Annotated in this window: 27 protein-coding genes, 3 tRNA genes and 1 pseudogene; 4 read left to right on the forward strand and 27 right to left on the reverse strand. The window is 49.9% G+C overall.

Annotated features, from left to right (window positions below):
• Window positions 1-186 precede the first annotated feature (186 nt).
• From BN587_RS03555 to ybaK, 8 genes and pseudogenes are all read right to left on the reverse strand, one after another.
• Window positions 187-2274, reverse strand: coding sequence for a polyribonucleotide nucleotidyltransferase (locus BN587_RS03555; RefSeq protein ID WP_021719776.1), 2088 nt, complete (start codon window positions 2272-2274; stop codon window positions 187-189).
• 186 nt (window positions 2275-2460) lie between these two features.
• Entirely contained in the window at window positions 2461-2859 is a 399-nt protein-coding gene (locus tag BN587_RS03560; protein ID WP_021719777.1) for a hypothetical protein, read from the reverse strand.
• A gap of 16 nt (window positions 2860-2875) precedes the next feature.
• Window positions 2876-4420: a hypothetical protein gene (locus BN587_RS03565; RefSeq protein ID WP_021719778.1), complete on the reverse strand. Its 1545-nt coding sequence runs from the start codon at window positions 4418-4420 to the stop codon at window positions 2876-2878.
• A gap of 52 nt (window positions 4421-4472) precedes the next feature.
• Window positions 4473-5848 (reverse strand): annotated as a pseudogene (gene larC / locus BN587_RS03570) (nickel pincer cofactor biosynthesis protein LarC).
• Between the two features lie 70 nt (window positions 5849-5918).
• On the reverse strand, window positions 5919-6752 hold the full coding sequence (gene larE / locus BN587_RS03575) for an ATP-dependent sacrificial sulfur transferase LarE (protein ID WP_021719781.1): 834 nt from the start codon (window positions 6750-6752) through the stop codon (window positions 5919-5921).
• A gap of 279 nt (window positions 6753-7031) precedes the next feature.
• The gene (larB, locus tag BN587_RS03580; protein WP_021719782.1) at window positions 7032-7775 is read right to left on the reverse strand and encodes a nickel pincer cofactor biosynthesis protein LarB; all 744 of its coding nucleotides are present in this window, start codon (window positions 7773-7775) and stop codon (window positions 7032-7034) included.
• A gap of 135 nt (window positions 7776-7910) precedes the next feature.
• On the reverse strand, window positions 7911-9401 hold the full coding sequence (gene thrC / locus BN587_RS03585; RefSeq protein ID WP_021719783.1) for a threonine synthase: 1491 nt from the start codon (window positions 9399-9401) through the stop codon (window positions 7911-7913).
• A gap of 156 nt (window positions 9402-9557) precedes the next feature.
• Window positions 9558-10043: a Cys-tRNA(Pro) deacylase gene (gene ybaK, locus BN587_RS03590; protein ID WP_021719784.1), complete on the reverse strand. Its 486-nt coding sequence runs from the start codon at window positions 10041-10043 to the stop codon at window positions 9558-9560.
• 97 nt (window positions 10044-10140) lie between these two features.
• Between ybaK and nadE the strand changes: the two genes are divergently transcribed.
• The 4 genes from nadE to BN587_RS03610 all read left to right on the forward strand — a co-directional run bounded on the left by nadE (window position 10141) and on the right by BN587_RS03610 (window position 12389).
• Window positions 10141-12033 (forward strand): NAD(+) synthase, encoded by a 1893-nt coding sequence (gene nadE / locus BN587_RS03595; protein WP_021719785.1) that lies wholly within the window; start codon window positions 10141-10143, stop codon window positions 12031-12033.
• A 118-nt stretch (window positions 12034-12151) separates the two neighbouring features.
• A tRNA-Pro gene (locus BN587_RS03600) sits at window positions 12152-12228 on the forward strand.
• Between the two features lies 1 nt (window position 12229).
• A tRNA-Gly gene (locus tag BN587_RS03605) sits at window positions 12230-12303 on the forward strand.
• Between the two features lie 9 nt (window positions 12304-12312).
• Window positions 12313-12389 (forward strand) — tRNA-Arg (locus tag BN587_RS03610).
• A 115-nt stretch (window positions 12390-12504) separates the two neighbouring features.
• Here the strand turns inward: BN587_RS03610 and BN587_RS03615 are convergent.
• From BN587_RS03615 to BN587_RS03700, 19 genes are all read right to left on the reverse strand, one after another.
• Window positions 12505-12696, reverse strand: a complete 192-nt coding sequence (locus tag BN587_RS03615; RefSeq protein WP_021719786.1) for a hypothetical protein — start codon at window positions 12694-12696, stop codon at window positions 12505-12507.
• Between the two features lie 291 nt (window positions 12697-12987).
• Window positions 12988-13128 (reverse strand): hypothetical protein, encoded by a 141-nt coding sequence (locus BN587_RS11770; protein WP_021719787.1) that lies wholly within the window; start codon window positions 13126-13128, stop codon window positions 12988-12990.
• Between the two features lie 21 nt (window positions 13129-13149).
• Entirely contained in the window at window positions 13150-13389 is a 240-nt protein-coding gene (locus tag BN587_RS03620) for a hypothetical protein (RefSeq protein ID WP_021719788.1), read from the reverse strand.
• Between the two features lie 356 nt (window positions 13390-13745).
• Window positions 13746-14507, reverse strand: coding sequence for a DNA repair protein RecO (gene recO / locus BN587_RS03625; RefSeq protein ID WP_021719789.1), 762 nt, complete (start codon window positions 14505-14507; stop codon window positions 13746-13748).
• Complete coding sequence (locus BN587_RS03630) at window positions 14500-15264, reverse strand: hemolysin family protein (protein WP_049897158.1); 765 nt, start codon at window positions 15262-15264, stop codon at window positions 14500-14502. The genes recO and BN587_RS03630 overlap by 8 nt, the downstream gene beginning before the upstream one ends.
• Before the next feature lie 129 nt (window positions 15265-15393).
• Window positions 15394-16263, reverse strand: coding sequence for a GTPase Era (gene era / locus BN587_RS03635; protein ID WP_298883569.1), 870 nt, complete (start codon window positions 16261-16263; stop codon window positions 15394-15396).
• Between the two features lie 63 nt (window positions 16264-16326).
• On the reverse strand, window positions 16327-16734 hold the full coding sequence (locus BN587_RS03640) for a cytidine deaminase (RefSeq protein ID WP_021719792.1): 408 nt from the start codon (window positions 16732-16734) through the stop codon (window positions 16327-16329).
• Window positions 16735-16790: 56 nt separating this feature from the next.
• Window positions 16791-17297: an rRNA maturation RNase YbeY gene (gene ybeY / locus BN587_RS03645; RefSeq protein ID WP_021719793.1), complete on the reverse strand. Its 507-nt coding sequence runs from the start codon at window positions 17295-17297 to the stop codon at window positions 16791-16793.
• 19 nt (window positions 17298-17316) lie between these two features.
• Window positions 17317-18294, reverse strand: a complete 978-nt coding sequence (locus BN587_RS03650) for a PhoH family protein (RefSeq protein WP_021719794.1) — start codon at window positions 18292-18294, stop codon at window positions 17317-17319.
• 32 nt (window positions 18295-18326) lie between these two features.
• Complete coding sequence (locus tag BN587_RS03655; protein ID WP_021719795.1) at window positions 18327-18887, reverse strand: peptidylprolyl isomerase; 561 nt, start codon at window positions 18885-18887, stop codon at window positions 18327-18329.
• Between the two features lie 50 nt (window positions 18888-18937).
• Complete coding sequence (locus tag BN587_RS03660; protein WP_021719796.1) at window positions 18938-19684, reverse strand: alpha/beta hydrolase; 747 nt, start codon at window positions 19682-19684, stop codon at window positions 18938-18940.
• Window positions 19685-19805: 121 nt separating this feature from the next.
• Window positions 19806-20633, reverse strand: a complete 828-nt coding sequence (gene pgeF / locus BN587_RS03665) for a peptidoglycan editing factor PgeF (RefSeq protein ID WP_021719797.1) — start codon at window positions 20631-20633, stop codon at window positions 19806-19808.
• A gap of 124 nt (window positions 20634-20757) precedes the next feature.
• The gene (locus tag BN587_RS03670) at window positions 20758-21009 is read right to left on the reverse strand and encodes a hypothetical protein (RefSeq protein WP_021719798.1); all 252 of its coding nucleotides are present in this window, start codon (window positions 21007-21009) and stop codon (window positions 20758-20760) included.
• An 11-nt stretch (window positions 21010-21020) separates the two neighbouring features.
• Window positions 21021-21488, reverse strand: a complete 468-nt coding sequence (nrdR, locus tag BN587_RS03675; RefSeq protein WP_021719799.1) for a transcriptional regulator NrdR — start codon at window positions 21486-21488, stop codon at window positions 21021-21023.
• Between the two features lie 19 nt (window positions 21489-21507).
• Window positions 21508-22578, reverse strand: a complete 1071-nt coding sequence (gene ftsZ, locus BN587_RS03680; RefSeq protein ID WP_021719800.1) for a cell division protein FtsZ — start codon at window positions 22576-22578, stop codon at window positions 21508-21510.
• A gap of 108 nt (window positions 22579-22686) precedes the next feature.
• Window positions 22687-23019 carry a small basic family protein gene (locus BN587_RS03685; RefSeq protein ID WP_021719801.1) on the reverse strand — a complete coding sequence of 111 codons (333 nt, stop codon included), beginning with the start codon at window positions 23017-23019 and terminating at the stop codon, window positions 22687-22689.
• Entirely contained in the window at window positions 23016-23714 is a 699-nt protein-coding gene (locus BN587_RS03690; RefSeq protein WP_021719802.1) for a DUF881 domain-containing protein, read from the reverse strand. Before BN587_RS03690 ends, BN587_RS03685 begins: the two co-directional genes overlap by 4 nt.
• Before the next feature lie 49 nt (window positions 23715-23763).
• Complete coding sequence (locus BN587_RS03695; RefSeq protein WP_021719803.1) at window positions 23764-24552, reverse strand: cell division protein FtsQ/DivIB; 789 nt, start codon at window positions 24550-24552, stop codon at window positions 23764-23766.
• Window positions 24553-24587: 35 nt separating this feature from the next.
• A partial coding sequence (locus BN587_RS03700; RefSeq protein ID WP_044484156.1) for a D-alanine--D-alanine ligase family protein occupies window positions 24588-25281 on the reverse strand: 694 nt, incomplete at its 5' end.

The following is a 25281-nucleotide window of genomic DNA, read 5'->3' on the forward strand; positions in this document are numbered from 1 at the left end:
CTCTTAGCATAGCGCGAGTTTTGCGGCACTTCGTCCTGGTTCCACACGAAAATTGCGTTATGTCCTACGGACATAGGAAAATTTTTTCTGAGCGGAAGGATATATCACTTACGATACATATAACACCACATTACAATCTACAAAAAAGAGCTGTCACAAAAGCGACAGCTCTTTTAAATTCACAAATTATTTTTGTACGCTCTTCATCAGAACAGCCTTGCGGGACAGGTTGATGCGGCCCTTGTTGTCGATTTCAGTAACCTTAACAACAATTTCATCGCCAACACTTACAACATCCTCAACCTTATCTACATGCTCAGTAGACAGTTGGGAAATATGTACCAGACCTTCCTTGCCCGGCAGAATCTCAACGAAAGCACCAAAGTTCATCAGACGGGTAACCTTACCGGTATAAACCTTGCCAACCTCAGCTTCGGCAGTAATGCCCTCGATCATCTCGATAGCCTTATTAGCAGCCTCGGTGTTAACAGCAGCGATAAATACGCGACCGGTATCATCGATATCAATCTTAGCGCCGGTTTCGTCAACAATCTTCTTGATCATCTTGCCGCCAGGTCCGATAACCTTAGCAATCTTATCAGGATCTACATGGATAGTAGTAATCTTCGGAGCATATTTGGACAGCTCTTTGCGCGGTTCGCTGATGCATTCCATCATTTTGCCCATGATGAATTCACGGCCACGTTTAGCCTGTGCCAAAGCCTGAGTGAAGATATCCTTGTTGATACCGTCAATCTTAATATCCATCTGGATAGCAGTAATACCTTTTTCGGTACCTGCAACCTTGAAGTCCATATCGCCCAGAGCATCCTCCAGACCTTGGATATCAGTCAGAATAGTGAAGTATTCGCCATCCTTAACAAGGCCCATAGCAACGCCGGCAACAGGAGCCTTAATAGGAACGCCTGCATCCATCAGGGACAGGGTGCTTGCGCAAACAGAGCCCATGGAGGAGGAACCGTTGGATTCCAGAACCTCGGATACCAGACGGATTGCATATGGGAACTCCTCTTCAGAAGGAATAACCGGACGCAGAGCGCGCTCAGCCAGAGCACCGTGACCGATTTCGCGGCGGCCGGGGCTACGCAACGGTTTGGTTTCGCCTACAGAGTACGGCGGGAAGTTGTAGTGATGGATATAACGCTTGGTTTCCTCAGCGCCGAGGCCATCAAGAATCTGTGCTTCACGCAGCGGAGCCAGAGCCAGAACGTTCAAAATCTGAGTCTGACCACGGGTGAACAGAGAGCTGCCATGCGGACGAGCCAGCAGGCCAACCTCGCAGCTTACCGGACGTACTTCGTCTAATTGACGGCCGTCAGGACGAATCTTATCTACAGAGATCGTGCGGCGAACGATTTTCTTAACCAGCTTTTGGGTGATGTAAGCAACGTCTTTAGCATTATCAGGATATTTCTCCAGGAATACTTCAGCGATTTCAGCTTTAACCTTAGCAACGTTTTCTTCGCGCTCCAGCTTGTTAGCATCCATCAGAGCATCTTTGAGCTTTTGAGCACCGTATTCTTCGATTTCCGCAGCCATTTCTTCAGGCGGAGCGTAGAACGGAACTTCCATTTTCTCTTTGCCGATTTCAGCAACGATTTTCTCCTGGAACTCAACGAGTTGTTTGATTACGCCATGACCGAACCAGATAGCATCCAGCATGGTTTCTTCGGAAACTTCGTTAGCACCTGCTTCTACCATCAGGATAGCGTCTTTGGTGCCGGCAACAGCCAGGTTCAGTTGGCTGATTTTAGCCTGTTCAACAGTCGGGTTGATGATGAATTCACCATCAATCAGGCCTACGCGCACACCGGCGATAGGACCTTCGAACGGAATATCGGAAATAGACAAAGCGCAGGATGCACCGATCATAGCAGGCATATCCGGAGCATTGTCGGGATCAACGGAAACAGCGGTAGCAACGATTTGTACATCGTTGTGGTAGCCTTCCGGGAACATCGGGCGAATCGGACGGTCAATCAGACGGCTGGTCAGGATAGCCTGCTCAGACGGACGGCCTTCGCGTTTAATAAAGCCACCGGGGATTTTACCTACGGCGTACATTTTTTCTTCAAAATCAACAGTCAAAGGGAAGAAGTCTACACCCTCACGCGGGGTTTTGGTGCCGGTAACGGCAACTACTACGGCGGTATCGCCATAACGAACTAATACAGCGCCATTAGCTTGTTTTGCAATCTTGCCGGCTTCAATAGTAAGAGTTCTGCCGCCAAGATCCATGCTGTAACTATGCATATCTTATGCCTCCTATTCTTTTCACACATTGTGTACCTGCATATTATTCGCCGTTAATCAGAAAAATCCTCTATATTTTTACGGCTTTTTAAAATTTTTTTGAAAAAATTTCTACAACAGACAAAAACAGCCGGCAGCTCTGCCCAAGGCAACACTGCCGGCCGTCAGAAATACATTTTTACGCCATTAAAAGCCCATAAAAAGACGCATGATAAACAAAACAATTGCGCCCACAGCGGCAAAGACAATAAACGTCGGCAGCAAAAAGAAGATAACTGCCACAATGCCGCACAAAATCAGAAAAGTAATCAGAATGCCACTGCCGCAGCCAAAGGTATGTACCTTGATATTCGGCGGCACCTGCTGCTGTCTTTCATTATAAGCATCAGCACCGCTGTCATATACAGCGCCTTCCCTGGCACTTTTGTTTTCCTCTGTGCCTGCGCTCTCGTCTATCGTCACGCCCTCAAAGGTATCGCGCTCCTCCGGACTGAGCACCTGCGCATCAATCTTGAACTGATAATGGCAGTACGGACATTCCACCGTGCCGGGAGCAACCTCGTGGCCGCAAAAATCACACTTCATATACTGGTACCTCCTCTCACTGCAGCAGCATCAGCAGCAACCCCTCTTCGTTAACATAACGCGGGTCGTGTGCCTCCAGCTGCAAGGTTTCATTTAGCATATCTATCATCTGCTTCAGCTTTGCATGGTCGGTAGCACGGCACATAGCAAAAACCTGCTTTTCCGTAAAGGTATAAACATCATTCAGCTTAACAAAGCAGTACATAACCGCTGCCGTCCAATGCTCAAAATCAGCATCTGTATCATCAGGCAAAGCATTGCCACGAAGCATAAAATCGCTCCACATGGTACGCATCAGCTGTATATCATAGGCAGAAAAAAGGCCTGTTCCTCTAAGAGATTCCAGCATTGCCGAGGTTTTGTCCTCAAGCAGCGCCGCAGGCTGATAATCACTTATATGCGTACTGAAATTAAAGCCCTCCATACGCACATAGATTGCATACAAAACAGAAACATGGCGTACGAACATCGGATTACGGTTGATGAACTCCTCCCAGCTCATCTCGCCGCTTTGGCGCACGGCAAACCAGTCTTTCGCCGCACTGACAACCTCGAAAAACCGCTTACGCGAGGTCTGCGACATCACCAGTCCGCGCAGGAAGTTCATCACCATAGTATTTTCATAAAAAATATGGCCCATGAAAATATAGCCTTCTGTGTCAATATTATCATCTACCGGCAGCATCAGCGTATATTTTTCATTGGTGAAAATATTTCTGCAGACATACATTCCCTCCTCCGTGCGTCTTTGCACATCAAAGAGAACCAGCTTAGCCTTAATCAGCTCATTCAAAATATCAACGGAGGTATCCATCTCGGAAGCATCACGGCAAATTACATCACGGTAATGCTGCAGCGGCGTTTTGTCATCTTCAAGCAGGCGATAGTCAAAAAGAAAATAATCCCAGAAGGTCTGTGAATATTCCTCCGTGCCCGGCTTTTCCTGAACAGTACCGTTCTGGAAAATACCGCCGAAGAGAAAATCGGCCCGCTCCAAATCGCGACGGAACTGCTTCTGCGTATAGTAGCTTTGCACATCATCCAGCAAATTCTGCATTCTCTCGCCGATGTTCAAGTACACCTTCGTCGGTAAATCCGGCGTAGAATACAGATTGTAGCGGTCATGTCCCGGCAAAAAGCTGCCGTCCTTGCCGACAATCTGCAGTTTTCCGTCAGCCAGCAGCTTTGCTTTAGCTTCGGCAGGCGCATTATCACGGGTAATAATGCGTTTCTTTTTCATATATGCATAAAACTCCTGCATAACATCCAGGAAATGTGCGATGTTGCTCTCCGTTGCCGGGAAGCCGGAAACATTGCGGCAGCACCAGCCTACGCAGTCAATAAAATCCTCACGCGACATATCACCGAGAAAGTTCTCGGAATTGCCAAGGTAAATACAAAGAATCGTAATATAATCCCAAATCTTGACCAGCTCGCCGTCCTTGGCTCCCTGCCATGTTTTATAGCGCAGGAAATCCTCAGCACAGGCTTGCTGCAGTACCGAATTCCATTCTTCATCCTGTGTATAAAATTCTTCTATCAAATCGAAAACATTAGTCATTTTTTCTCCATTCTCTGACGTATTATGGAGATATTATACCACACTTTTGTGGCTAATTTATGTTTTTTTGCGTCAGCTGTACCGCCAGATAGATATCCTGCAGCGGCACTCCCTGCTCCTGCGCCAGTTTGGCAGCGCTGTCATATTCCACATAACAGCGTTCGCCGCCATCCAGCAGGCAGCGCTTCACCGCTACATCACCGTAAGCAGTGTGCACCACATCCCTGCGACGCGGCAGCACAGTGCGCTCCATGCGCGCACGACGGATACCGATGGTTGTCGTTTCCGCAAAAATCAGCGCTTCCAGCTTCACTCTGTCCTCCTCGCGGCAGATAACAGTAAGCTCCCACGCCGGACGGCTCTTCTTCATAAACACCGGCTGATAATGAGCATCCAGCGCGCCTGCCGCCAGCAGGCGCTCCAGCGTGTAACCCAAAAGCTCGCCGCTGCAGTCATCAATATCAGACTGCAATTGGCAGATGCAATCTGTCTGCAAAGCGTTACTGTTTAGAGAGTTTTTTTTTGCGCATTATCCTCAATCATCAGCGCACGCAAAATGCTGGGACGCTCATACTGACGCTTGCCTGCGCCCAAACCGATGCCCAGAATCTTAAAGCTCTGCGGCAGCTCGTCCGTAGTCATCAGCGCAGCAGCGGCAGCAGCACCGGTCGGAGTAACAAACTCGCCCTGCACCGGCAGCAAGCGCACATTAAAGCCAAAGCGCTGCATAATATTGGCCGTTGCAGGAACAGGCACCGGCAGCACGCCATGCTGGCAGCGGACAGTACCGCGGCCCTCGCACAGCTCCGGCACAATTACGTTTTCAACACCAAGAGTGTCGGCACACACAGCAATCGCCACAATATCAACGATGGAATCAATCGCGCCAACCTCATGGAAATGCACTGCATTCTTTTCCACTGCATGCGCCTTTGCCTCAGCATCCGCAATAATATCAAAAATCTTCAGCGCCAATTCCTTGGCTGCAGCACTCATATCCGTAGCATCAATATTCGCAATAACCTCCTGCAGACCGCGGTGCTCATGGTGATGATGATGCTCATGCGGCACATGGCTGTGCTCATGTTCATGCTCATGGTCATGATGATGTTCGTGCTCATGCTCGTGGTCATGATGATGTTCATGATGATGTTCATGCTCATGGCTATGCACTACAGCATCGCCGTTGCCATGCAAAAAGGCCATATCGTGGTCATGGTTAGCATGCTCCTCGTCCAAAATAACATCAAAATCGCAGCAGTCAACGCCTGCCTTAGACACTCTGCTGATTTTATACTCAAAGCCCTTCGCAGGAATACTCTGCAGAGCCTTATCCAGTGCCTCTTTGTCCGCGCCCAGGTCCAAAAGTGCTGCTACCAGCATATCGCCGCTGATACCGGCATTACATTCCAAATATAAGCTTTTCATAAATCTTCCTCCTAATTTGAAGCCTGCATACTTGTAGCAGGCTAATGCTAAAATTCGCTATAAGTACAAATTAATCCTGCTTTAAAGTTTCATTCATGCTGCCTGTACGATAGCCCTGCAAATCAAGTGCCACATAAGCAAAGCCTGCAGCCTTCACGCCATTGTAAATCGTACTGCGCATCGGCTCCGCCACTGCCAGCTCCAGCTGCTCGGGCAGCAGCTCAACCCGCGCCAGGTTGCCATGCACACGCACACGGAACTGCTTAAAGCCAAGCTCCCACAAAAGCTGCTCCGCCTTATCCACCGCCGCCAGCTTCTCCGCTGTAATACGCTCACCGTAAACAAAGCGCGAAGCAAGACAGGCAAATGACGGCTTATCCCAAGTCGGCAGCTGCAGCTTATGCGACAGCAGGCGGATTTCCGCCTTAGTCAGCTCTGCAGTGCGCAGTGGGCTCTGCACCTTCAGCTCCGCCAAAGCCCTCAGACCGGGGCGGTAATCGCCCAAATCATCCATATTCGAGCCTTCGCAAAGCACAGCACCGTTTTCCTGTGCAATGCGCAGGAAATTACTGAACAGCGTTTTTTTGCAGATATAGCAGCGGTCCGGCGGATTTTCGGCAAACCCCGGCACCTGCAGCTCATCAAAATCAAAGTAAAGATGACGGATTCCCTGCTTCCGACAGAACTCCTCTGCCTCTGCTATATCACGCTGAGGCACAACGCCGGAACGCGCCGTCACTGCAAGCGCCTTATCGCCCAAAGTCAAATGAGCCGCCTGCAGCAAAAACGTCGAATCTACACCGCCGCTGAACGCAACCAGCACACTGCCCAAGCGCCGCAGCTCCTGCTGCAGCACAGAAAACTTGGCTTCCGCCTGCATTTCTAAAGCTTTATCTTCTGGCATAATATTTCTCCCTCATAAATTTTAAATACATAGCTTGCGTTTCCCCCTTCCGCCTCGCTTCGCTCGGCACCTTCCCCAAGGGGCAGGCAAGACTAATAGCTTCAGACTCGGTTCCCCCTCGGGGGAACTGTCGCGTAAGCGACTAAAGGGGGCGATGCACAACCCTCAGTCATCGCCTGCGGCGATGCCAGCTCCCTTGCAGGGAGCATATAAAAGTTTATATCTCCCCTGAAAGGGGAGGTGGATGCGAGCTTTGCGAGCAGACGGAAGGGTTGGATCTCACTTGCACGCCAGCCTGTTAACCTGCGTCGCAATAATCCCCGCGCCATAGCCATTATCAATATTCACAACAGAAACGCAGTTAGCGCAGGAATTAATCATCGTCAGCAGCGCACTCAGTCCATGAAAGCTCGCACCGTATCCGACAGAAGTCGGCACCGCAATCACCGGATTACGCACAAGGCCGCCGATAACGCTCGCCAGCGCTCCCTCCATACCTGCAGCCGTCACAACGCAGTTAGCCTGCTGCAGTAAATCCACCTTATCCAAAAGACGGTGAATACCGCTCACGCCAACATCGTAAAGCCTCTCCACATGCGTCCCGAAAAACTCCGCCGTCTGCGCCGCCTCCTCCGCAACGGGAATATCAGCAGTACCCGCAGTACACACAACAACGCAGCCGCAGCGCACCTTATCCGGACGCTCCTGCTTCAGCGTCCGAGCCACCGGGTCATAAACAATATCAGGCAGCTGCCGCCGCACCAGCTCATACTGCTCCGGCGTTGCCCGCGTGCCGAACACCTCACCCTGCTCCGCCAAAAGACGCTTATAAATCTCTGCCAAATACGCATCAGGCTTACCGCTGCAGTAAACCACCTCCGCAAAGCCGGTACGCTGCTCACGCGAAGTATCAAGACGCGCATAATTTAAATTCTCGTACGCCTTACGATTAAAATAACGCTCAGCCTCAGCCACCGAGAGCTTACCGCTGCGCACCTGTTCAAGTACACTCCTGGAGTCCACTATAAACCTCCTCTTATGACAAAGACTTAGTCCGCTGTTCAGCAGACTAAGTCTTGCATATATAAATATTAAATTTCGGTTTTATTATAGCGAAAACATACCCGCAACGCAAGTATTCTTCACATCAAGCCACAATTATACAAGGTTCTTCACAACCGCCAGCTCCATCTTGTCCGCAGGAATAACCTCGGAATGCAGTACAGGCAGGTTCTCCAGCGCCAGCATACGCGGCGGAATCTCTGCGCCGGTATCGGCATGCAGCTTCTGCAGCAACTCAAAAGGATTGCTGCCCTGCGGCTGAGCATCATCAAGCGCTGCCAGCACGCTGTCGGCAAATTTATACGGACTAGCAGTAGACAGCACCACGGTGTAAGTCTCATCACTCGTCAGGAAGCGATATTTTTCCATTGCACGCCACGCAACAGCAGTATGCGTATCCATCAGATAATGATAATCATTGTAGATACGGCCGATAGCCTCCTTCGTTTCCAGCTCATCAACCCAAGCGCCAAAGAACTGGCTCTGAATCTGCTTCAGATCATCGCTGTCAATCTCATAATGACCTTCGGTATTCAAATGCTTCATATAATCTGCCACACGCGCAGCATCATGCTCTGTCACACTGTAAAGCAGGCGCTCCAGATTACTGGAAACAAGAATATCCATAGAAGGAGAAACAGTTTTAAAGAACTCACGGCGTCTGTCATAAACACCGGTATTGATAAAATCAGTCAGGACATTATTGCTGTTGGAAGCGCACAGCAGTCTGTCAATCGGCAGGCCCATCAGCTTAGCATAATAACCGGCCAGAATATCACCGAAATTACCGGTCGGAACAACGAAATTAATCGGCTGACCGGCAGTAATCTTACCTGCCTTAATAGCATCAACATAAGCGCTGAAATAATACACAATCTGCGGTACTAAGCGGCCCCAGTTAATAGAATTGGCAGAAGAGAAGGTATAACCCTTCTTCTCCAGCTCATCACTGAGCGCAGTATTGCCGAAAATTTCCTTCACGCCGCGCTGAGCATCATCAAAATTACCCTCAATGCCGAAAACCTTCACATTCTTGCCAGCCTGGGTAATCATCTGATGCTTCTGGATATCGCTTACGCCCTCGCTGGGGTAGAAAACAATAATCTGCGTACCCGGAACATCAGCAAAGCCCTCCAAAGCTGCCTTGCCTGTATCACCGGAGGTCGCAACCAGAATAACAACCTTATTCGTCTCGCCCGTCTTCTGCATCGAACGTGTCAAAAGATGCGGCAAAAGCTGCAGTGCCATATCCTTAAAGGCAGACGTCGGGCCATGCCACAGCTCCAGCACAGCAGTGTTATCATTCACCTGCACCAGCGGCACAGGATTATCGCCGAATTTTTCCGGTGCATAAGCAGCATTTACACATTCACGCAGCTCGTCCTCGCTGAAATCAGTCAGATACTGCAGCAGCACATCAACGGCACGCTCCGTATAAGGCTTGCGCTCCATTGCCTTTATATCAACCATACGCATCGCAGGAATATTCTGCGGTACAAACAATCCTCCATCTGCTGCCAGGCCGCGGGTAATCGCATGCGCAGCAGAAACTAAATCAGTTTTCCCTCGTGTACTAACATATAACATAAATTCAACCTACTTTCTTCTATAGTTTTTGACATCATACTGCCTTCAGCGTTAACTATACGTCTTCAGGCCAGCACAGCCGTATTTCTTCAAAACACAATTGTGCAAATAGGTTATCAAGATTATAATAGCACATTTTATAAGAAGGAACAAGAGTTACTCTGCAAAAATAAGCGGCGCCACCGTGGCAGAGGTAGCACGCTGCAAATCAGCTGGTGCTGCAATAATCTGCATACCGCGCTGACCGGCACTGATTGCAATCTCCGGCCAGTTATTGCTGGTTTCATCCATATATACAGGATAGTTCTTTTTAGCGCCCAAGGGTGAACAGCCGCCGCGAATATAGCCTGTCAGCGGCAATACCTCCTTCAGATGCACCAGCTCGGCACGCTTATTGCCGCTGGCTCTAGCCAACGCCTTTAAATCAAGCTCGCCGTCACCGGGAATTACGGCAAACATAATGCCGTTCTTGTCACCACGTACTACCAGTGTTTTGAATACCTGTGATGCAGGCATGCCAACCTCTGCGGCAACATGCACAGCATCCAGATGCTCCTCGTCTACCGGATATTCCATAATACGGTATTCTATCTTCAGCTCGTCCAGACGGCGGGCTGCATTAGTTTTTTTGTTATGTTTCATCAGGAAAAACCCCCTCTATGCTAGAGAAATTACTTCATCTCTGTTATAATAGCACTATAGTAATGTAAAATGCAAATAAAATTGTGAGGACAATAAATTGAAGCTGAAAATTATCTGCGGACAGCTGGAAATTACTCCCGGCCGTCCTGATGTAAACTATAAGAAAATCATTGACGCTATTGAAAAAGCACGCAGCCTTGAGGCCGATATCCTGCTGTTGCCCGAAATGGCACTGCCGGGTTATCTTATCGGTGACATCTGGGAGCAGCAGACCTTTTTGGATGACTGCACCTATTATGCCGAAAAAATCGTCGCTGCCACCGAAAATATCTGCGTTATCTTCGGCAGCGTTGCCACCGAACCAGGCAAGCTCAACGAGGACGGACGCGTGCGCAAATACAACGCTGCCTTTGCCTGCCAAAACGGTAAGCTGCTCGGTGGTTATCAGGGACGCAGCTTCTTCATCAAGACATCGCTGCCCAACTACCGCGAATTTGACGACTGCCGTCATTTTTACAGCCTGCAGAAGCTCTGCGCCGAAGAAGGTGCAAGCGTCAGCGAAGCACTGCAGCCTTTGGAAATCGTCATCCGAGGCACCAGCCTGCGCATCGGCGTCATGCTGTGCGAGGACGGCTGGACGGAAAACTATCACCTTAACGTACCGCAAACGTTGGCAGCCAACGGAGCACAGCTTTTATGCAACCTTTCCTGCTCACCCTACACACTGGGCAAAAACCGTAAGCGCAACCGCCTTTTCAGTGCGCAGGCACGCACCGCAGGCATTCCGCTTATCTATTGCAACAACGTCGGTATCCAGAATAACGGCAAGAATATCTTCACCTACGACGGCTGCAGCTCCGCTTATAACGGTGACGGCAGTCTGGTAACCTCTGCGCCCATGTATGCCGATACATTTCTGGAATTCACTTGGGACACCGAAGCAAACTGCATCATCCCCAACTGCCCGCCTGCCATACTGCCCCAGGAGCCGGAATCCGTTTACCGCGCCCTTCGCTACGGCACAGCCAAATTTCTGCAGCAATGCGGCATCAAGCGCATGACTATTGGTCTTTCCGGCGGCATCGACAGCGCCGTAACCGCCGTCATGTATGCAGATATTCTGGGACCGGAGAACGTGCTGCTGCTCAATTTGCCTTCACGCTTCAACTCCGCTGCCACGCGCAACAGCGCGCAGCAGCTGGCGCAGGCACTGGGCGCAAACTATGCCGTAATGCCCATCAGCGAAAGCTATGAGCTGACGGTTAAGCTGTTGGAGCAAACGCCCATCATCCATCTGGCAGACGGCAGCAGCTTCAACCTGCAGCTCAGCGGACTGATTAAGGAAAATATTCAGGCCCGTGACCGTGGCGCACGTGTTATTGCTGCAGCGTCTGCAGCCTTCGGCGGTGCCTTCAGCTGCAACTCCAACAAAGCAGAGCTGGCCATTGGCTACGCCACCTTCTACGGCGACATCTGCGGTGCCATAGCCATGATTGGTGACCTGTGGAAGCATCAGGTTTATGCGTTAGGACGCTATCTTAATGAGGAAGTCTACAAGCGCAAGGTAATCCCTGAAGCCATCTTCAATATCCGTCCCAGCGCCGAGCTTTCGGATGCGCAGACAGTAGGCAACGGCGGCGATCCGCTGGTTTATAGCTATCACGATTATCTGCTGCGCGCCTTTATCGAAAACTGGCACAAAACAACTCCGGCAGACATCCTGCGCTGGTACAAGGCAGGCACGCTGGCAGCAGAGCTCGGCTGCACGCAGGAAGCTATTGAAGAGGCCTGCCCCACTCCCGCTGCGCTGATTGCTGATTTAGAGCGCTGGTGGAAGCTGTTCGCCGGCTTTGCTGTTGCCAAGCGCATTCAGGCACCGCCTGTTTTATCACTCACCAAACGCGCCTTTGGCTATGACCACCGCGAAGCACAGCTCACGCCCTATTTTTCGCGTGAATATCACGAGCTTAAGGAAGAACTGCTGCAGTAAAAAAGCTATCCGGCAGAAGAAAAATATGCTTTTATATTTTTCTTCTGCTTTATGATTAACATACTATATATTTTCTCTTGACATCTGTTTAATTAAATAGTATAATATCTTTTGTATTCGGGGTGTAGCGCAGTTTGGTAGCGCACCTGCCTTGGGAGCAGGGTGTCGCAGGTTCGAATCCTGCCACTCCGACCATGCGGGTGTAGTTTAGTGGTAAAACCTCAGCCTTCCAAGCTGATGTTGTGGGTTCGATTCCCATCGCCCGCTCCAAATTAATATGGTTCAGTAGCTCAGTTGGATAGAGCAACGGCCTTCTAAGCCGTGGGTCGGGGGTTCGAATCCCTCCTGGATCACCATGAAAGAAACCCCGCAACCATGCAGGTTGCGGGGTATTTTTGTGTGTAAAAATTGCACTTTTAAGTTAAGCACCGCACTTTACAACAGCTCAAAAATATTTGCTGCAGTTTCCGTTTAAGCCTGCTTATATATCTGTTTTACCTTCTTAAAAATTTCCCAGTTCGTCTTTACAAACCAGGCAAACACACAGCCAACAGCAAAGGTTACAGCGCTTTTTTCGTCTGTTACTACGTTTAAAATAGATTTGATCATAAGTCCTATCGCCAAAAACTCAAATACCAAAAATAAAATCACATGCTTTTTCATTAAATAATCTCCCATCTGTTATATACTCATACACATTTTTTCACTAACACTTAAAACATAAATTGCACTAATCTGCAAGTATAGTATACTGCTGCGCATACCATAATCTCTTTTTTGAATCTGTAATTTCTATTATAAGTCAAAACCACCAAGCAAATCATAAATATATCCGTAAGCTTCATTTACATATCATCTCCACTACTGTGTTTAGTTTCTGCTGTTTCATTCCCTCCGCTCGCGCTCCGCGTTACTATTATACTAATCGCAAATCAGTAATTGAGTGACTATCCTTTACATTACTCTTTTCATTACCCACCATACTATCACACCGCCTGTGATGAATGCTTTGACAGCTTCTTTGTCAAAGTTTATATAATACAGCGCCCACGAAAAGCAAATAATCGCTAAAACGTCCGTTACTTTTATTTTCATTGTATATTCTCCCTTAAAAACTTAATACCATTCACATGCACTTGTTTCTGGAAATTCTACATACTGCACAAGCTTGCCTACTCTGACCATAGCCATTCCTCGATACATTTCAGATACGCCAACCACTTCTTTTACAATAAAGCGATCCTTAAAATTTTTTCGGTTCACTTGTACAATCCCAAAATTATCCTTTTTCCCTTCGGGATAAAATTTATACTGCACATATTCTTCTGTCAGCTCTAACAGCTCAAGAGTAAGCATGCTCTTCCCTCCGCTCGCATTCATGGTTTCTATCATTTTAATCTAAGATCATTCTCAATCTTTCGCATTCTTTTATTTTAACATATTGCTCCAATTTTTACAATTTACTTGAATATATTTTCTTGATACTTAACAAATCTTATCTCGCATTATTAAATAATAGCAATATAATTAACTCAACAGCAGAAGATTTTTCGCTACAGTATATCGGCAAAAAAATTGAATATCATTACACCTAACACATCAGAAAAGTTTTCCTGTTCTTACAACTGTTTAGATGCAAAAAACGCTAAAGACTTTCACAAGCCTTTAGCGTTTTTGTTTACGTTCTTCAATTAAGCGCCTCCGCCGCAGCCTCACAGCTGCAGCTGACTCAAAAAGTTTAAGCTGTTCAACGGCTTATCTGTCTGAAAGAAGATAAACTTGAAGAGAATTTTTTCCAGCTCCATGAGCGCACCGCCTCGCACCCTAAAGGGCGCCGGCTGCTCATAATCGAGCTGCGCCAGCCACTGCCACAGCTCGCGTGCTTCTGCACTGCACGGCTCCAGCCCGTCACCATTATAGCTGCTTCTGCAGCTGCTGCAGATAAGCCCGCCCTGCAGCGGACTAAACCACGCATTCTCCTTGGCCGTCACGGCCTCACCGCAATGCACGCAATGCGTAAGCTGCGGCGCAAAGCCCGTAGCCGCCAGCAATTTAATTGCGTAGGACAAAACAACCAGACGCGGATTGCGCTGCATCAGCGCCGCCAGGGCAGCGCCCAGCATTTCATAAAGCTCCGGCTGCGGCACTCTGTCCTCCGTCAGTACGGCAGTAAGCTCCGACGCTACCGCCGCATAAGCCATCTGCTGCATATCCATAGACTTGGGCATCTGCAAAAGCTCACAGCTGCGCAGCTTGTCTATCTTCTGCCCCTGCTGAACCTCAATATGCAGATTGGCAAAGGGCTGCAGCAATCTGCCATGTATATTTTTTTCATAGCGGGCACCATAGGCGATAAAGCGCAGCTTGCCATGCTCCTTCGTAAAGCAGACCGCATATTTATCAGCCGTCTGCCAGTTTTTCACATGCAAAACAAGCGCATCATCTGCCAAAAGCTCCCTTTGCGACTCACTCATCCTGCTGTTCTTCTTTCTGTTCCTGCTCCTGCGGCAGCTTCGCAGCTAGCACGCGCACTACGCGGAAGCCCTCCGTGCGCAGCACCTTAAAGCTGTAGCCGGAAATTTCCACAGCATCGCCAATCTCAGGCTTACGCCCCAGCAGACCGAACACATAACCGCCGATAGTATCCTCCTCAGGATCATCAAATACAATCGGCAGCTGCTCTGCCACATCGTCCAGCAGCACCATGCCGTCAAATTCAATACTGCCATTGGGAAGCTGCAGCACATCCGGCGGCTCCTGCGCTTCATGCTCGTCCTGAATATCACCGACGATTTCCTCCACGAGGTCCTCCATCGTAATCAGGCCTGCAGTACCGCCGTACTCATCTGCCACCAGTACCATCTGCACATGACGCTGCTGCATCAGACGCAGTGCCTTCGGCACAGGCATAGCCTCCGGAATAACGACAATCGGACGCATCAGGCGACGCAGGTCAAAGGTAGTCTGCCCCGGCTTAAGCTTCAGCAAATCACGCACATGCAGCGTACCCACAACCTGGTCCTTATCCTCCATGCAGAGCGGATAGCGTGTATGATGACTGCTGCGTACAACAGCCATATTTTCTGCCAGCGTATCATCCAAAAACAGGCATACCATATCCTGACGCGGCACCATGACCTCGCGCGCTACACGGTCGGCAAAGTCAAAAACATTGCCGATCATGCTGCCCTCGACATGATCAATCTGGCCGTGGCGTTCGCTGGCACTCACCAGCTGGCGCAGCTCGTCCTCACTGCTGGCGCTGCCCTCCTTGTGCCAGGTGCCTGTTTTCAGGTAATGCCAGGCAAGCGGCAGTCTGTGCCAGAAATCAATCAGTTTCCGAAAAAAATTGATAAGTCCTCACTCCTTGTAGCCAAGCTGCTTCAAGGCTTTATCCTTGTTACGCCAGTCAGCCTTAACCTTAACCCATAAATCCAAAAAGACCTTGCAGTACAGCAGTTTTTCGATATCAGCACGCGCCTGCTGGCCGATTTTCTTCAGCAGACTGCCCTTAGCGCCGATAACAATGCCCTTTTGCGATTCACGCTCTACAAAAATTGTTGCTCTGATATAAACGTTTTCTTCGTCGCGCTCCTTGAATTCGTCCACCTCAACCGCTACGGAATGGGGAATTTCATCACGCGTCAGACGCAATACCTTCTCACGGATCATTTCAGCGGCAATCACGCGCTCCGGCTGGTCGGTAATCATATCCTCCGGGAAGTACGCCGGTCCCTCCGGCAGATGCTTAGTAATTTCCTGCACCAGTCCGGGGAATTCGCTGTCATTCAATGCGGAAACAGGTACAATCGCGGCAAATTTATACAGCTTATTATAACCTTCCATAATCTGGAACAGCTTTTGCTTGTCTGCCAGCTTGTCAATTTTATTTACTACCAAAATTACCGGTGTTTTTACCTTCTGCAGCAGGTTCAGGATATAATCCTCGCCTGCACCGCGTTTTTCGGTTGCATCTACTACGAAGAGGACAACGTCAACCTCCTGCAGCGTGCTTTCTGCCGTGCGCACCATGTATTCGCCCAGCTTATGCTGTGGCTTATGAATGCCCGGCGTATCAAGAAACATAATCTGTGCGTTATCAGTATTCATAATGCACATAATCTTATTGCGGGTAGTCTGCGGTCTGTCGGACATGATGGCGATTTTCTCACCGATCAGACTGTTTGTCAAAGTGGATTTGCCCACGTTCGGGCGGCCCACCATAGCCACAAAACCGGCATAATGTTTAGCTTCTTCGTTGTTTACCTTCTTTATCTTAATCAGCTCCTGTTATTATAATTCAAAACCATACGGCAGCAGCTCTTCTACCGTGGTAATTTTAAAGTCACCCTTCATATTTGCCAAAATCACGGTCTGGATACCAAACTCGCGCATTACCTGTCTGCAGGCACCGCAGGGAGAAACGGGGCCGGAGGTATCTGCAACTACGCACAGCTCTGTCATCTCGCGCTCACCGGCGCAGGCAGCGTGGAAGATTGCATTACGCTCACCGCAGACACAAAGTCCGTAGGAAGCGTTTTCCACGTTACAGCCACTGTAGATTTTTCCGTTGGCACAGCGTACTGCCGCACCTACAGCAAAGTTGGAATAAGGAATGTAAGCATTCTTACGGGCAGCAACTGCTGCATCGTACAATTCGCGCCAAGCCGGGGATAATTCATTCAGTTTTACGTCTTTCATGGAAAGCACCTCCTATGTTTTTTACAGGTTAGTTATAAATAATTGTGCATTAAGCATCAATGAATGCCTGTTGGATGGTCAAAATATTCTTCGGAAAGGTTAATCGCACGCAGAGCTTCCTCCTCTTTCGCACGCATTTCAGCCTTATCCTCCTCCGTCATATGGTCATAGCCCAACAGATGGAACATACCATGCACTGCCAGATACGTCATTTCACGCTCCAGACCGTGGCCGTATTCCTCTGCCTGACGCAGTGCTGTTTCCGCCGAAATGATGATATCACCGAAAAGATGCTCCTCCGGTCCGCCAATCAGCTCCGGCTCGTCTTCATCCTCGCAGTCCTCATCCAGCGCAAAGCTCAAAACGTCAGTAGGCTTATCCATACCGCGATACTCACGATTCAGCGCATGGATTTCCTCATCGTCGACAATCGTGACATCCACCTCAGACTCCTCCGGCAGCTCGTTCAAGCTTGCCACTGCCTGCAAGCCCTCCTGCAGGCGCTCCAGCACCTGCGCAGAAAGCTCCAGCTTCTGCTGGTCATTTTCCAAATTAATTATCATGCTGTTTTTCTCCGTTATATTATTCTTTTTGTTTTTCAAAGCGTTCATAAGCCTTGATGATGGAACCCACGATTTCATGGCGCACAACATCCTGCTCGCTGAACTTAATCACGCCGATTCCCGGAACATTTCCCAGAATACGCGCTGCATCCTTCAGGCCGCTGTTCTTGCCACCCGGCAAATCTATCTGCGTGATATCACCGGTGATAACCATCCTGCTGCCAAAGCCAAAGCGCGTCAGGAACATCTTCATTTGCTCCGGCGTAGTATTCTGCGCCTCGTCCAAAATGATGAAGGCGTCATTCAGCGTGCGTCCGCGCATGTATGCCAGCGGTGCAACCTCAATCGTACCCTTGGTAAGATACTTTTGGAAGGTTTCCGTGCCCAGCATATCATACAGGCCGTCATAAAGCGGTCGCAGATACGGGTCTACCTTATCCTGCATATCGCCCGGCAAAAAGCCCAGCTTTTCGCCTGCTTCTACCGCAGGACGCGTCAGGATAATGCGCTCCACCTCTTTTTTCTTCAGCGCCGCTACTGCCAGTGCCACCGCCAGATAGGTTTTGCCTGTGCCTGCAGGTCCGATGCCCAAGGTGATATAGTTATGACGGATGGTTTCCACATACTGCCACTGTCCCAAGGTCTTAGCCTTCACCTGACGGCCACGGTTATTGACGATAATCGTATCAGCATACATGCGATGCAGGCTTTCCAAATTTCCTGCCTTCACCATATACATGCTGTAACGCACATCATGCGTCGTCAGCGGCAGTCCCTGACGGTACAAAAAGAGCAGCTCCTGCAGCAGCTGTTCCAGCAGGGCCACCTCTTCGGCACGCCCGCTCATGCTAATCTGATTGCCGCGCGCTACGATTGTACAGTCAAAGGCACTGCGGATTATACGCAAAAACTCGTCATTACGTCCGCAAATGCCAACCATTTCCTGTTGGTCAACGGTTTCCAGTATACCTTGCATTTTTTCTTCTTCACTAGCCAAGCAATTTCCTCCTACCTGTTTTAAAAGGGGTGTTAACGTTTTTCTATCGTAACCTTCTTAATGATTACAGGCTCCAACGGTTTATCATTGGAATCTGTTGCTGTTTTGCCGATTTTATAAACAACATCCATGCCCTTGCTTACCTTGCCGAAAACAGCGTGCTTACCGTCAAGCCATTTAGTTTCACGCAGGGTAATAAAGAACTGGCTGCCGCCGGTATTCGGACCGCGGTTGGCCATGGAAATTACACCGGGGCCGTCATGCAGCAGCTTACTGCTGAACTCATCCTTAATAGTGTAGCCGGGACCACCGGTACCATTGCCGGCAGGGTCACCGCCTTGAATCATAAAGTTATCGATTACGCGGTGAAAGGTAAGGCCGTTATAAAAGCCCTTTTCGGCCAGAGTAATAAAATTCTTTGACGTTTCCGGTGCATAGTCTGTTGCCAGCTTCACCTCAAAATCGCCCATGCTCGTGTTGAAAACCGCCGTCGCAGGCTCTGCCTTCGGCGCCTGCTCCTGCTTTTCCTGACCGCAGGCTGTAAGTACCAGCGCACACACCAGCATCAGGCAGATTATTAACAATTTCTTCATGCTCTTTCCTCCCATAGAAAAGGATATAATTTCTCAAGTATATTATACAACTAACAAGCGCCGCATTTCAAGCGTTTGCCCAGCCAATCACTCAACAGCGCGCCTGCCTGCTCACTGTATTGCGTAAAGCTGTGGTCGCCGCCTGCAAAGATATGCAGCTCTGCCGCCTCGCCGACGGCTGCGGCGTTGCGCTGCCCCTGCTCAGCCAGCACCACCTCATCCGCGCTGCAATGCAGCACAAGCACGGGCAACGGCTGTGCCTTCTGCAGCAGTGCAGGCAGATCGTATTGGTCGAAGTCCGTCAGAAAATCCGGCGTCAGGTCGCATTCGCCGCGTTCATCGTTAAAATGCAGCGTTTCGCCGCTGTCAAGGCGACGGTATTCGTCCTCCGTCATCACATAACGGAAGGTAAAGCGCAGATTATTTGGCGTCGCCCACAGAATCAGTCCGGCGAGAGCACCGTCCTGAGCCGCAGTAATGATGGATGCAGCACCGCCCAAGCTGCGTCCCAAAAGAAACAGCCTGCAGCCCGGCTGCCTGCGGCGTACCTCCGCCAGTACGGCGCGCAGCTCCTCTACCTGACGCGAAATTATCTGCGTACCCGTAAAGTTAAAGCGAACTACGGCAGCGTGTGCAGCAGCCTGCTGCGCCACTCCTGCAGCGCGTCCGCCGCTGTCACGGCTGCCGCGGAAGCCATGCGCCATAACAAGTACAGCATTATTCTCACTCCGATTCGGTTCTACAACACACTCTATTTCCCCTAACGGTCCTTGAAATGTAAAGGTATCCTTCAGCATCTTCACTCACTCTTTTCGTATTATTTAGCGTTACAAGAAGCATTTCTTAACGCATTTTCTTATCGTACTTTCTAAATCTTCTAAGTTAACGTTAACTGTAAGTTCTACGCACGCTCAGTACTTACGCATTTTTCCCGGCAGACATTCTATACAGGCACACGCCCATGCGTCCTGTTTTGCCCTGCTCCGCGCGGTAGGAGCAGAACATTTCATGGTTATGCTCTGTGCAGACACCGGCAGTAAGAATATTTTCCGCCTTTAATCCTGCGTCCAGCAGCACCTGACGGTTATACCCCCACAAATCCAGCAGATACTTGCCCGGCTTTTCGTCACGTGGCGCAAAGAATTGCTCGTAGCCTGCGGCCTTGCTACATACAAAGTCGTCAACCTCGTAGCAGCATTGGCCGATAGACGGACCAATCGCCGCAACGATATCTGCAGGACGGGAGCTGAAGGCTTGCTGCATCGTCTCCACTGTTTTGCGACCAATCTGCGCCACCGTACCGCGCCAGCCGGCGTGCGCTACAGCGCACACGCCCTGGCGCTCATCAACAAAAAGCAGCGGCACGCAGTCAGCAAAAAACAGCAGTATCGGCACATTTGCCAATTTCGTAACCAATGCATCTGTCTCCTTGATGGTATCAGCCAGCGTAGTCGCACCGGCGCCAACTAAAGCCTCATCAACTACAACAACCTTGCTGCCATGCACCTGCTCGCAGGTAGTAAATTTGCTTGCATCCAAACCTAAAGCCTGCGCAAACCGGCAGCGGTTCTGCAGCACCAGCTCCGCCTCGTCTCCCACGTGCAGCGCCAAATTCAGCGTCCCCTCTGCGACAGCGCTGGCACCATGCAGGCGGCAGCTGCAGGCATTGCCAAAGCCAGCCTGCGTCAAACGTGGGAATGAACCCCACCAGAGATTATTTTTTTGCGTAATTATAAAGTCCTGCATTCTGAAATCCCCCTTAAAAGCACTTAAATTCGCAGCTAAATTTTAGCTGATATATCCTGCTTATACCAAAAGAGACGGCTGTCGCCGTCTCCTTTTATAAGTGCCTGCGGCACCATTTTGCTATTTACTTTTGATACGGTGCAGTACCATCGGGTATTTCCAGCACAACGGTGATAATCACTGTGCTGTCCGTAACCTTGGCTGCAGTGTCCAAAAACACAACCTTGGCACCATTATCCAAATAGTAATTTACCTCTTTCACAGCTCCGTTATTGTTGTTGGAAAAGGTAAAGAGTCTTTCCTTCGCCAGCGCCGAGCTACTGAAGCCAGCCACCAGCATAGCAGTTGTCAAAGCAAGAAGCAAATACCGTTTCATTGACTGCACCTCTATTTTTCTTCCTTGGTGTTCTGCATAATACGCTCCAGCTCCTGCATAAAGTTGCGTACATCAGCAAACTGACGATATACAGAAGCAAAGCGAACGTAGGCAATCTGGTCCGTCTGCTCCAGATGCTTCATCACCAGCTCGCCAATCTGGGCGCTGGGAACCTCAGCATCAGCACTCATTCGCAGCTCACGCTCAATGCTGTCAGCAATATCTTTGATTTTTTCATAAGGAACAGGGCGTTTTTCGCAAGCCTTGAGCAAGCCTGCCAGCAGCTTTTTGCCGTCAAAAAGCTCGCGGCGGCCGTCCTTCTTGCTGACAACCAACGGAGTTTCCTCATATTTTTCATACGTGGTAAAGCGTTTGCCGCAATTAGGGCATTCGCGTCTGCGACGAATGGAGCAGCCTTCCTCAACAGCGCGGCTGTCGATAACGCGGCTGTCTCTGTGAGAGCAATACGGGCACTTCATATTACTGCCTTCCTTTCAATCAGTGGCGCAGCCATGGCGGAATCTCGTTAGGATCAGAGAAGCTCTTGATTACGCCACCGTTGTTGCGGTTGATAGATGCCGGACCACCAACAGTATTTCTGGTAACCGGAGATTTTTTCTCAAAGCCGGTAGCAATAACCGTAACACGGATTTCATCGTTCAGGCTTTCGTCAATAACAGCACCGAAGATAACAACAGCGTTCGGATCTGCTGCTGCATTGACAATATTAGCAGCCTCGTTGACGTCAAAGAGGGACAGCTCCTTGCCGCCGATAATGTTGATCAGTACGCCGCGGGCACCATCAATAGATGCTTCCAAGAGCGGGCTTTTGATAGCAGCTTCGGCTGCGGCCTTGCCGCCGCCTTCGCCATTGGCAGTACCAACGCCCATCAGTGCGCTGCCTGCGTTGGACATAACAGTCTTCACATCGGCAAAGTCAACGTTAATCAGGCCGGGAACAGCAATCAGGTTGGAAATACCCTGAACGCCCTGACGCAGAACGTCATCGGCCTTTTTGAATGCCTCCAGCATGGAGGTGCGTTTTTCAATAATCTGCAGCAAACGGTCATTAGGAATGGTAACCAGTGTATCAACCTTTTCCTTCAGGTTAACGATACCGGTTTCCGCCTGCTTCATACGGCGAGGACCTTCAAAGCCAAAGGGTTTGGTTACAACGCCGACAGTCAGTGCACCAATTTCCTTGGCGCATTCTGCAACAACGTGCGCAGCGCCGGTACCGGTGCCGCCGCCCATACCGGCAGTAACAAATACCATATCTGCACCCTTCAGGACCTCCAGAATCTGGTCACGGGATTCTTCGGCAGCCTTTTCGCCGATTTCAGGATTAGCGCCTGCACCCAGGCCCTTAGTCAGCTTTTCGCCGATTTGAATGCGTTTTTCTGCTTTAGAAAGCATCAGGCATTGCTTATCGCAGTTCACAGCAATAAATTCAACGCCGCTTACGCCTGCATCAATCATACGGTTAACGGCATTATTGCCGCCGCCGCCAACACCGATTACCTTAATGTTGGCTAATGGTTCAAAGGTTGTTTCTACGTCATCAAACATATTTTACGTCCCCCTTAGCTTTGGGTAGCTTTGCTATAAATTTCACTGTTTATTTTTCAACATACGCCTGCCATTTTCCTGCTTATTGCAGAATTTTTTTCTGCAGCACTATTTACCCATATACAGGCGACGGATAATGCCCATATTCTGGAAGACACGCATGCCAAAAATCAGGACTGCTACCAAATATAAATCAATACCAATCAGGTTGCCGGCATAGCACAAAAAGGCTGCCAGAATACCATTAATGAAAAAGCCGGATATAAAGACCTGTGCATCATAATTGCCTTCTAACGAAGCACGCATACCGCCAAGCACTGCGTCCATGCCTGCCATAACGGCTACAGCCAGCAGGCGGGCGTATTCAGGCGGCACGCTGAAGGGACAGTAAACACCAACCATCAGGCCCAGCACAAGGCCCGCAATAGCAAATGCAATCATTTTGCTGCCTCCTTCCCTTCCACCGTTTTGGCATATTCAAAGCTGCGCGACGATTTAAGCGCCGGGATATGCAGCTTTTCTACCGTTTTGATTTTTACCTGAATGCCCCAGAACTCAAAGGTTTCAACAACGCCGCCACGCAGACGCAGCGCACTGCTCAGCGTTTTGGGAGCGCCGATAGCCTTGATTACATAGGGCGGAGCACTGCGCACATTGTTGACCGAAATCGTCGGTCCTGCACAGCGCACCTCGCTCATCGCTACGATGCGCTGGTCATTCAGCGAAATCGCTTCCGCACCGGCAGCACGCAGCTCGTTGAGCACACGCAGCAAATCCTCATCATGAATGATATACAGATTGGGGTTTTCGTTGGACTTTTTGGCAATGTTGCTGTCGTCCAGCAAAATCTCAATGCCTGTGCCCTCTACATCAGTAGTTCCGGCCATCAGCTTCATGCGCTCATCTGCCGGATCCTTGGCAGCACCTGCACGCAAGGTTTCCAGCTCCAGCTGCAGCTGTTTGTTTTCGCTTTCCATAGACCTCAGGCGTTCAGACAAATCCTCAACGCGGTCCATTCGTACCGAGCGCTGACGCTCAGTAGCTTTGTACTGTACCGAAAGCATAAAGCCCAACACCATGAATACCACGGCAATCAAGAGCTTGCCCTTTAAATCCATAGTCAAAATTTCTTTCATTTTTTCTCCCTCACTGTGACAATCACTGCACAAATGCAGTCAAATCCCTTTAAACGGCGCCTTGCTTCGGCGGAAGCTTGATGTAAGGCTTGGCAAAGGTCAAATCAATATATTCAGCCTTAATATTTTTATCTTTAATTTCATTAAACACTGTCATAAACAGCGGCGCCTTCTGCGCAAGCTCCTGCGCTTTACCCAGACGCACCGGGAAGCAGCCGCTCAGCTGCAGCTTGACCTCCTGCTTGTTGTCAACAGCAATTTCGCCAATACGCTGCTGTGCTTCCGGCGTCAGCTGCTGCAAAAACTTCAGGATCTGCAGCACGCCTTCATCCTCCACCCTGTCGCCCAAATACAGATTGCCGCACTTCACACCGGCAAGCACCGGTGCCTTGGCATCAGGAATGGTCGTCGTCACGCTGATGACAATGCCATTGTAATCCAGCTTCAGGTAGCTGCGATACGAATTGGCTACATAAAGCGCCGGCTGACGCTCCTCAACGCTCACCTGCAGCGTCACCGGGAAGCGGTAGGCCGCCTCCGCATTTTGAAAGCGCACATCATGCGAAAGTGCTTCACGCACACGCGACGTGCTGGCGTTGAACAGGTTCAGCGGTCCCTTACCGCAGCCGGCGAGCGAAATAACATCCGCCTCCGTCAGCAGGCTGGTGCCGTGAATGCTGACACTGCCGAAGGCAAAGGACGGACTGTGCAGAAAGCGCCAGCCATAGAAGCAGGCGGCAGCAGAGGCCGCCGTAAATAACACAAGTTTTACCAGGCGCCATATTTTCTGGCGTCGGCGCCTGCGCACCTGCTCGCGAAAGCTTTGCGACGAATCCATGCTGCACCTCCTTCATTCATTAGCGAAGCGCTGTATTATTTAGCGCTCAGCAAAATTTTCTCACACAAATCCGGGAAGCTGATGCCTACAGCAGCAGCAGCCTTCGGAACCAGGCTGGTTGCTGTCATGCCGGGCACAGTGTTGGCCTCGAGCACATAAGCAACGCCATCTGCATCACCCAGCATTGCATCTACACGCGCTACGCCGGAAAGGCCCAGCAGCTTGTAGGTTTCTACAGCTATTTTCTGGATATAAGCGGTAGTTTCCTCATCAAAAGGTGCAGGACAATGGTAGTCCGTAGCACCCTTGGTATATTTGGAATGGAAATCATAGGCACCGGAATGCGGTGCAATCCAGATAACCGGCAGCGGCTTCGGCTCGCTATTTTCTTCCATAATGGAGATGGTCAGCTCCTTGCCCTTGATGCACTTTTCTGCCAGCACGTTTTCGGAATACTTAAAGGCTTCCTCCAGCGCAGGAACAACCTCCTCCGCAGTCTTAGGAATAACAACGCCAATGCTGGAGCCCTGGGTTGCTGCCTTGATAACTACAGGCAGACCGAACTCGGAAATAATTTTCTCTGCCAGCTCCTGCAGGTCGCCTGCATCACGCTTGTTGATAATCATGCAGGGTGCAGTAGGAATGCCTGCAGACTGCAGATAACGCTTCGTAGCAGATTTATCCATAGAAACAGCGCTTGCCAGCACACCACAGCCGGTGTAGGGAATG

The organism is Phascolarctobacterium succinatutens CAG:287 (assembly GCF_000434895.1).
In the GTDB taxonomy this organism is placed as follows: Bacteria; Bacillota; Negativicutes; order Acidaminococcales; family Acidaminococcaceae; genus Phascolarctobacterium_A; species Phascolarctobacterium_A succinatutens_A.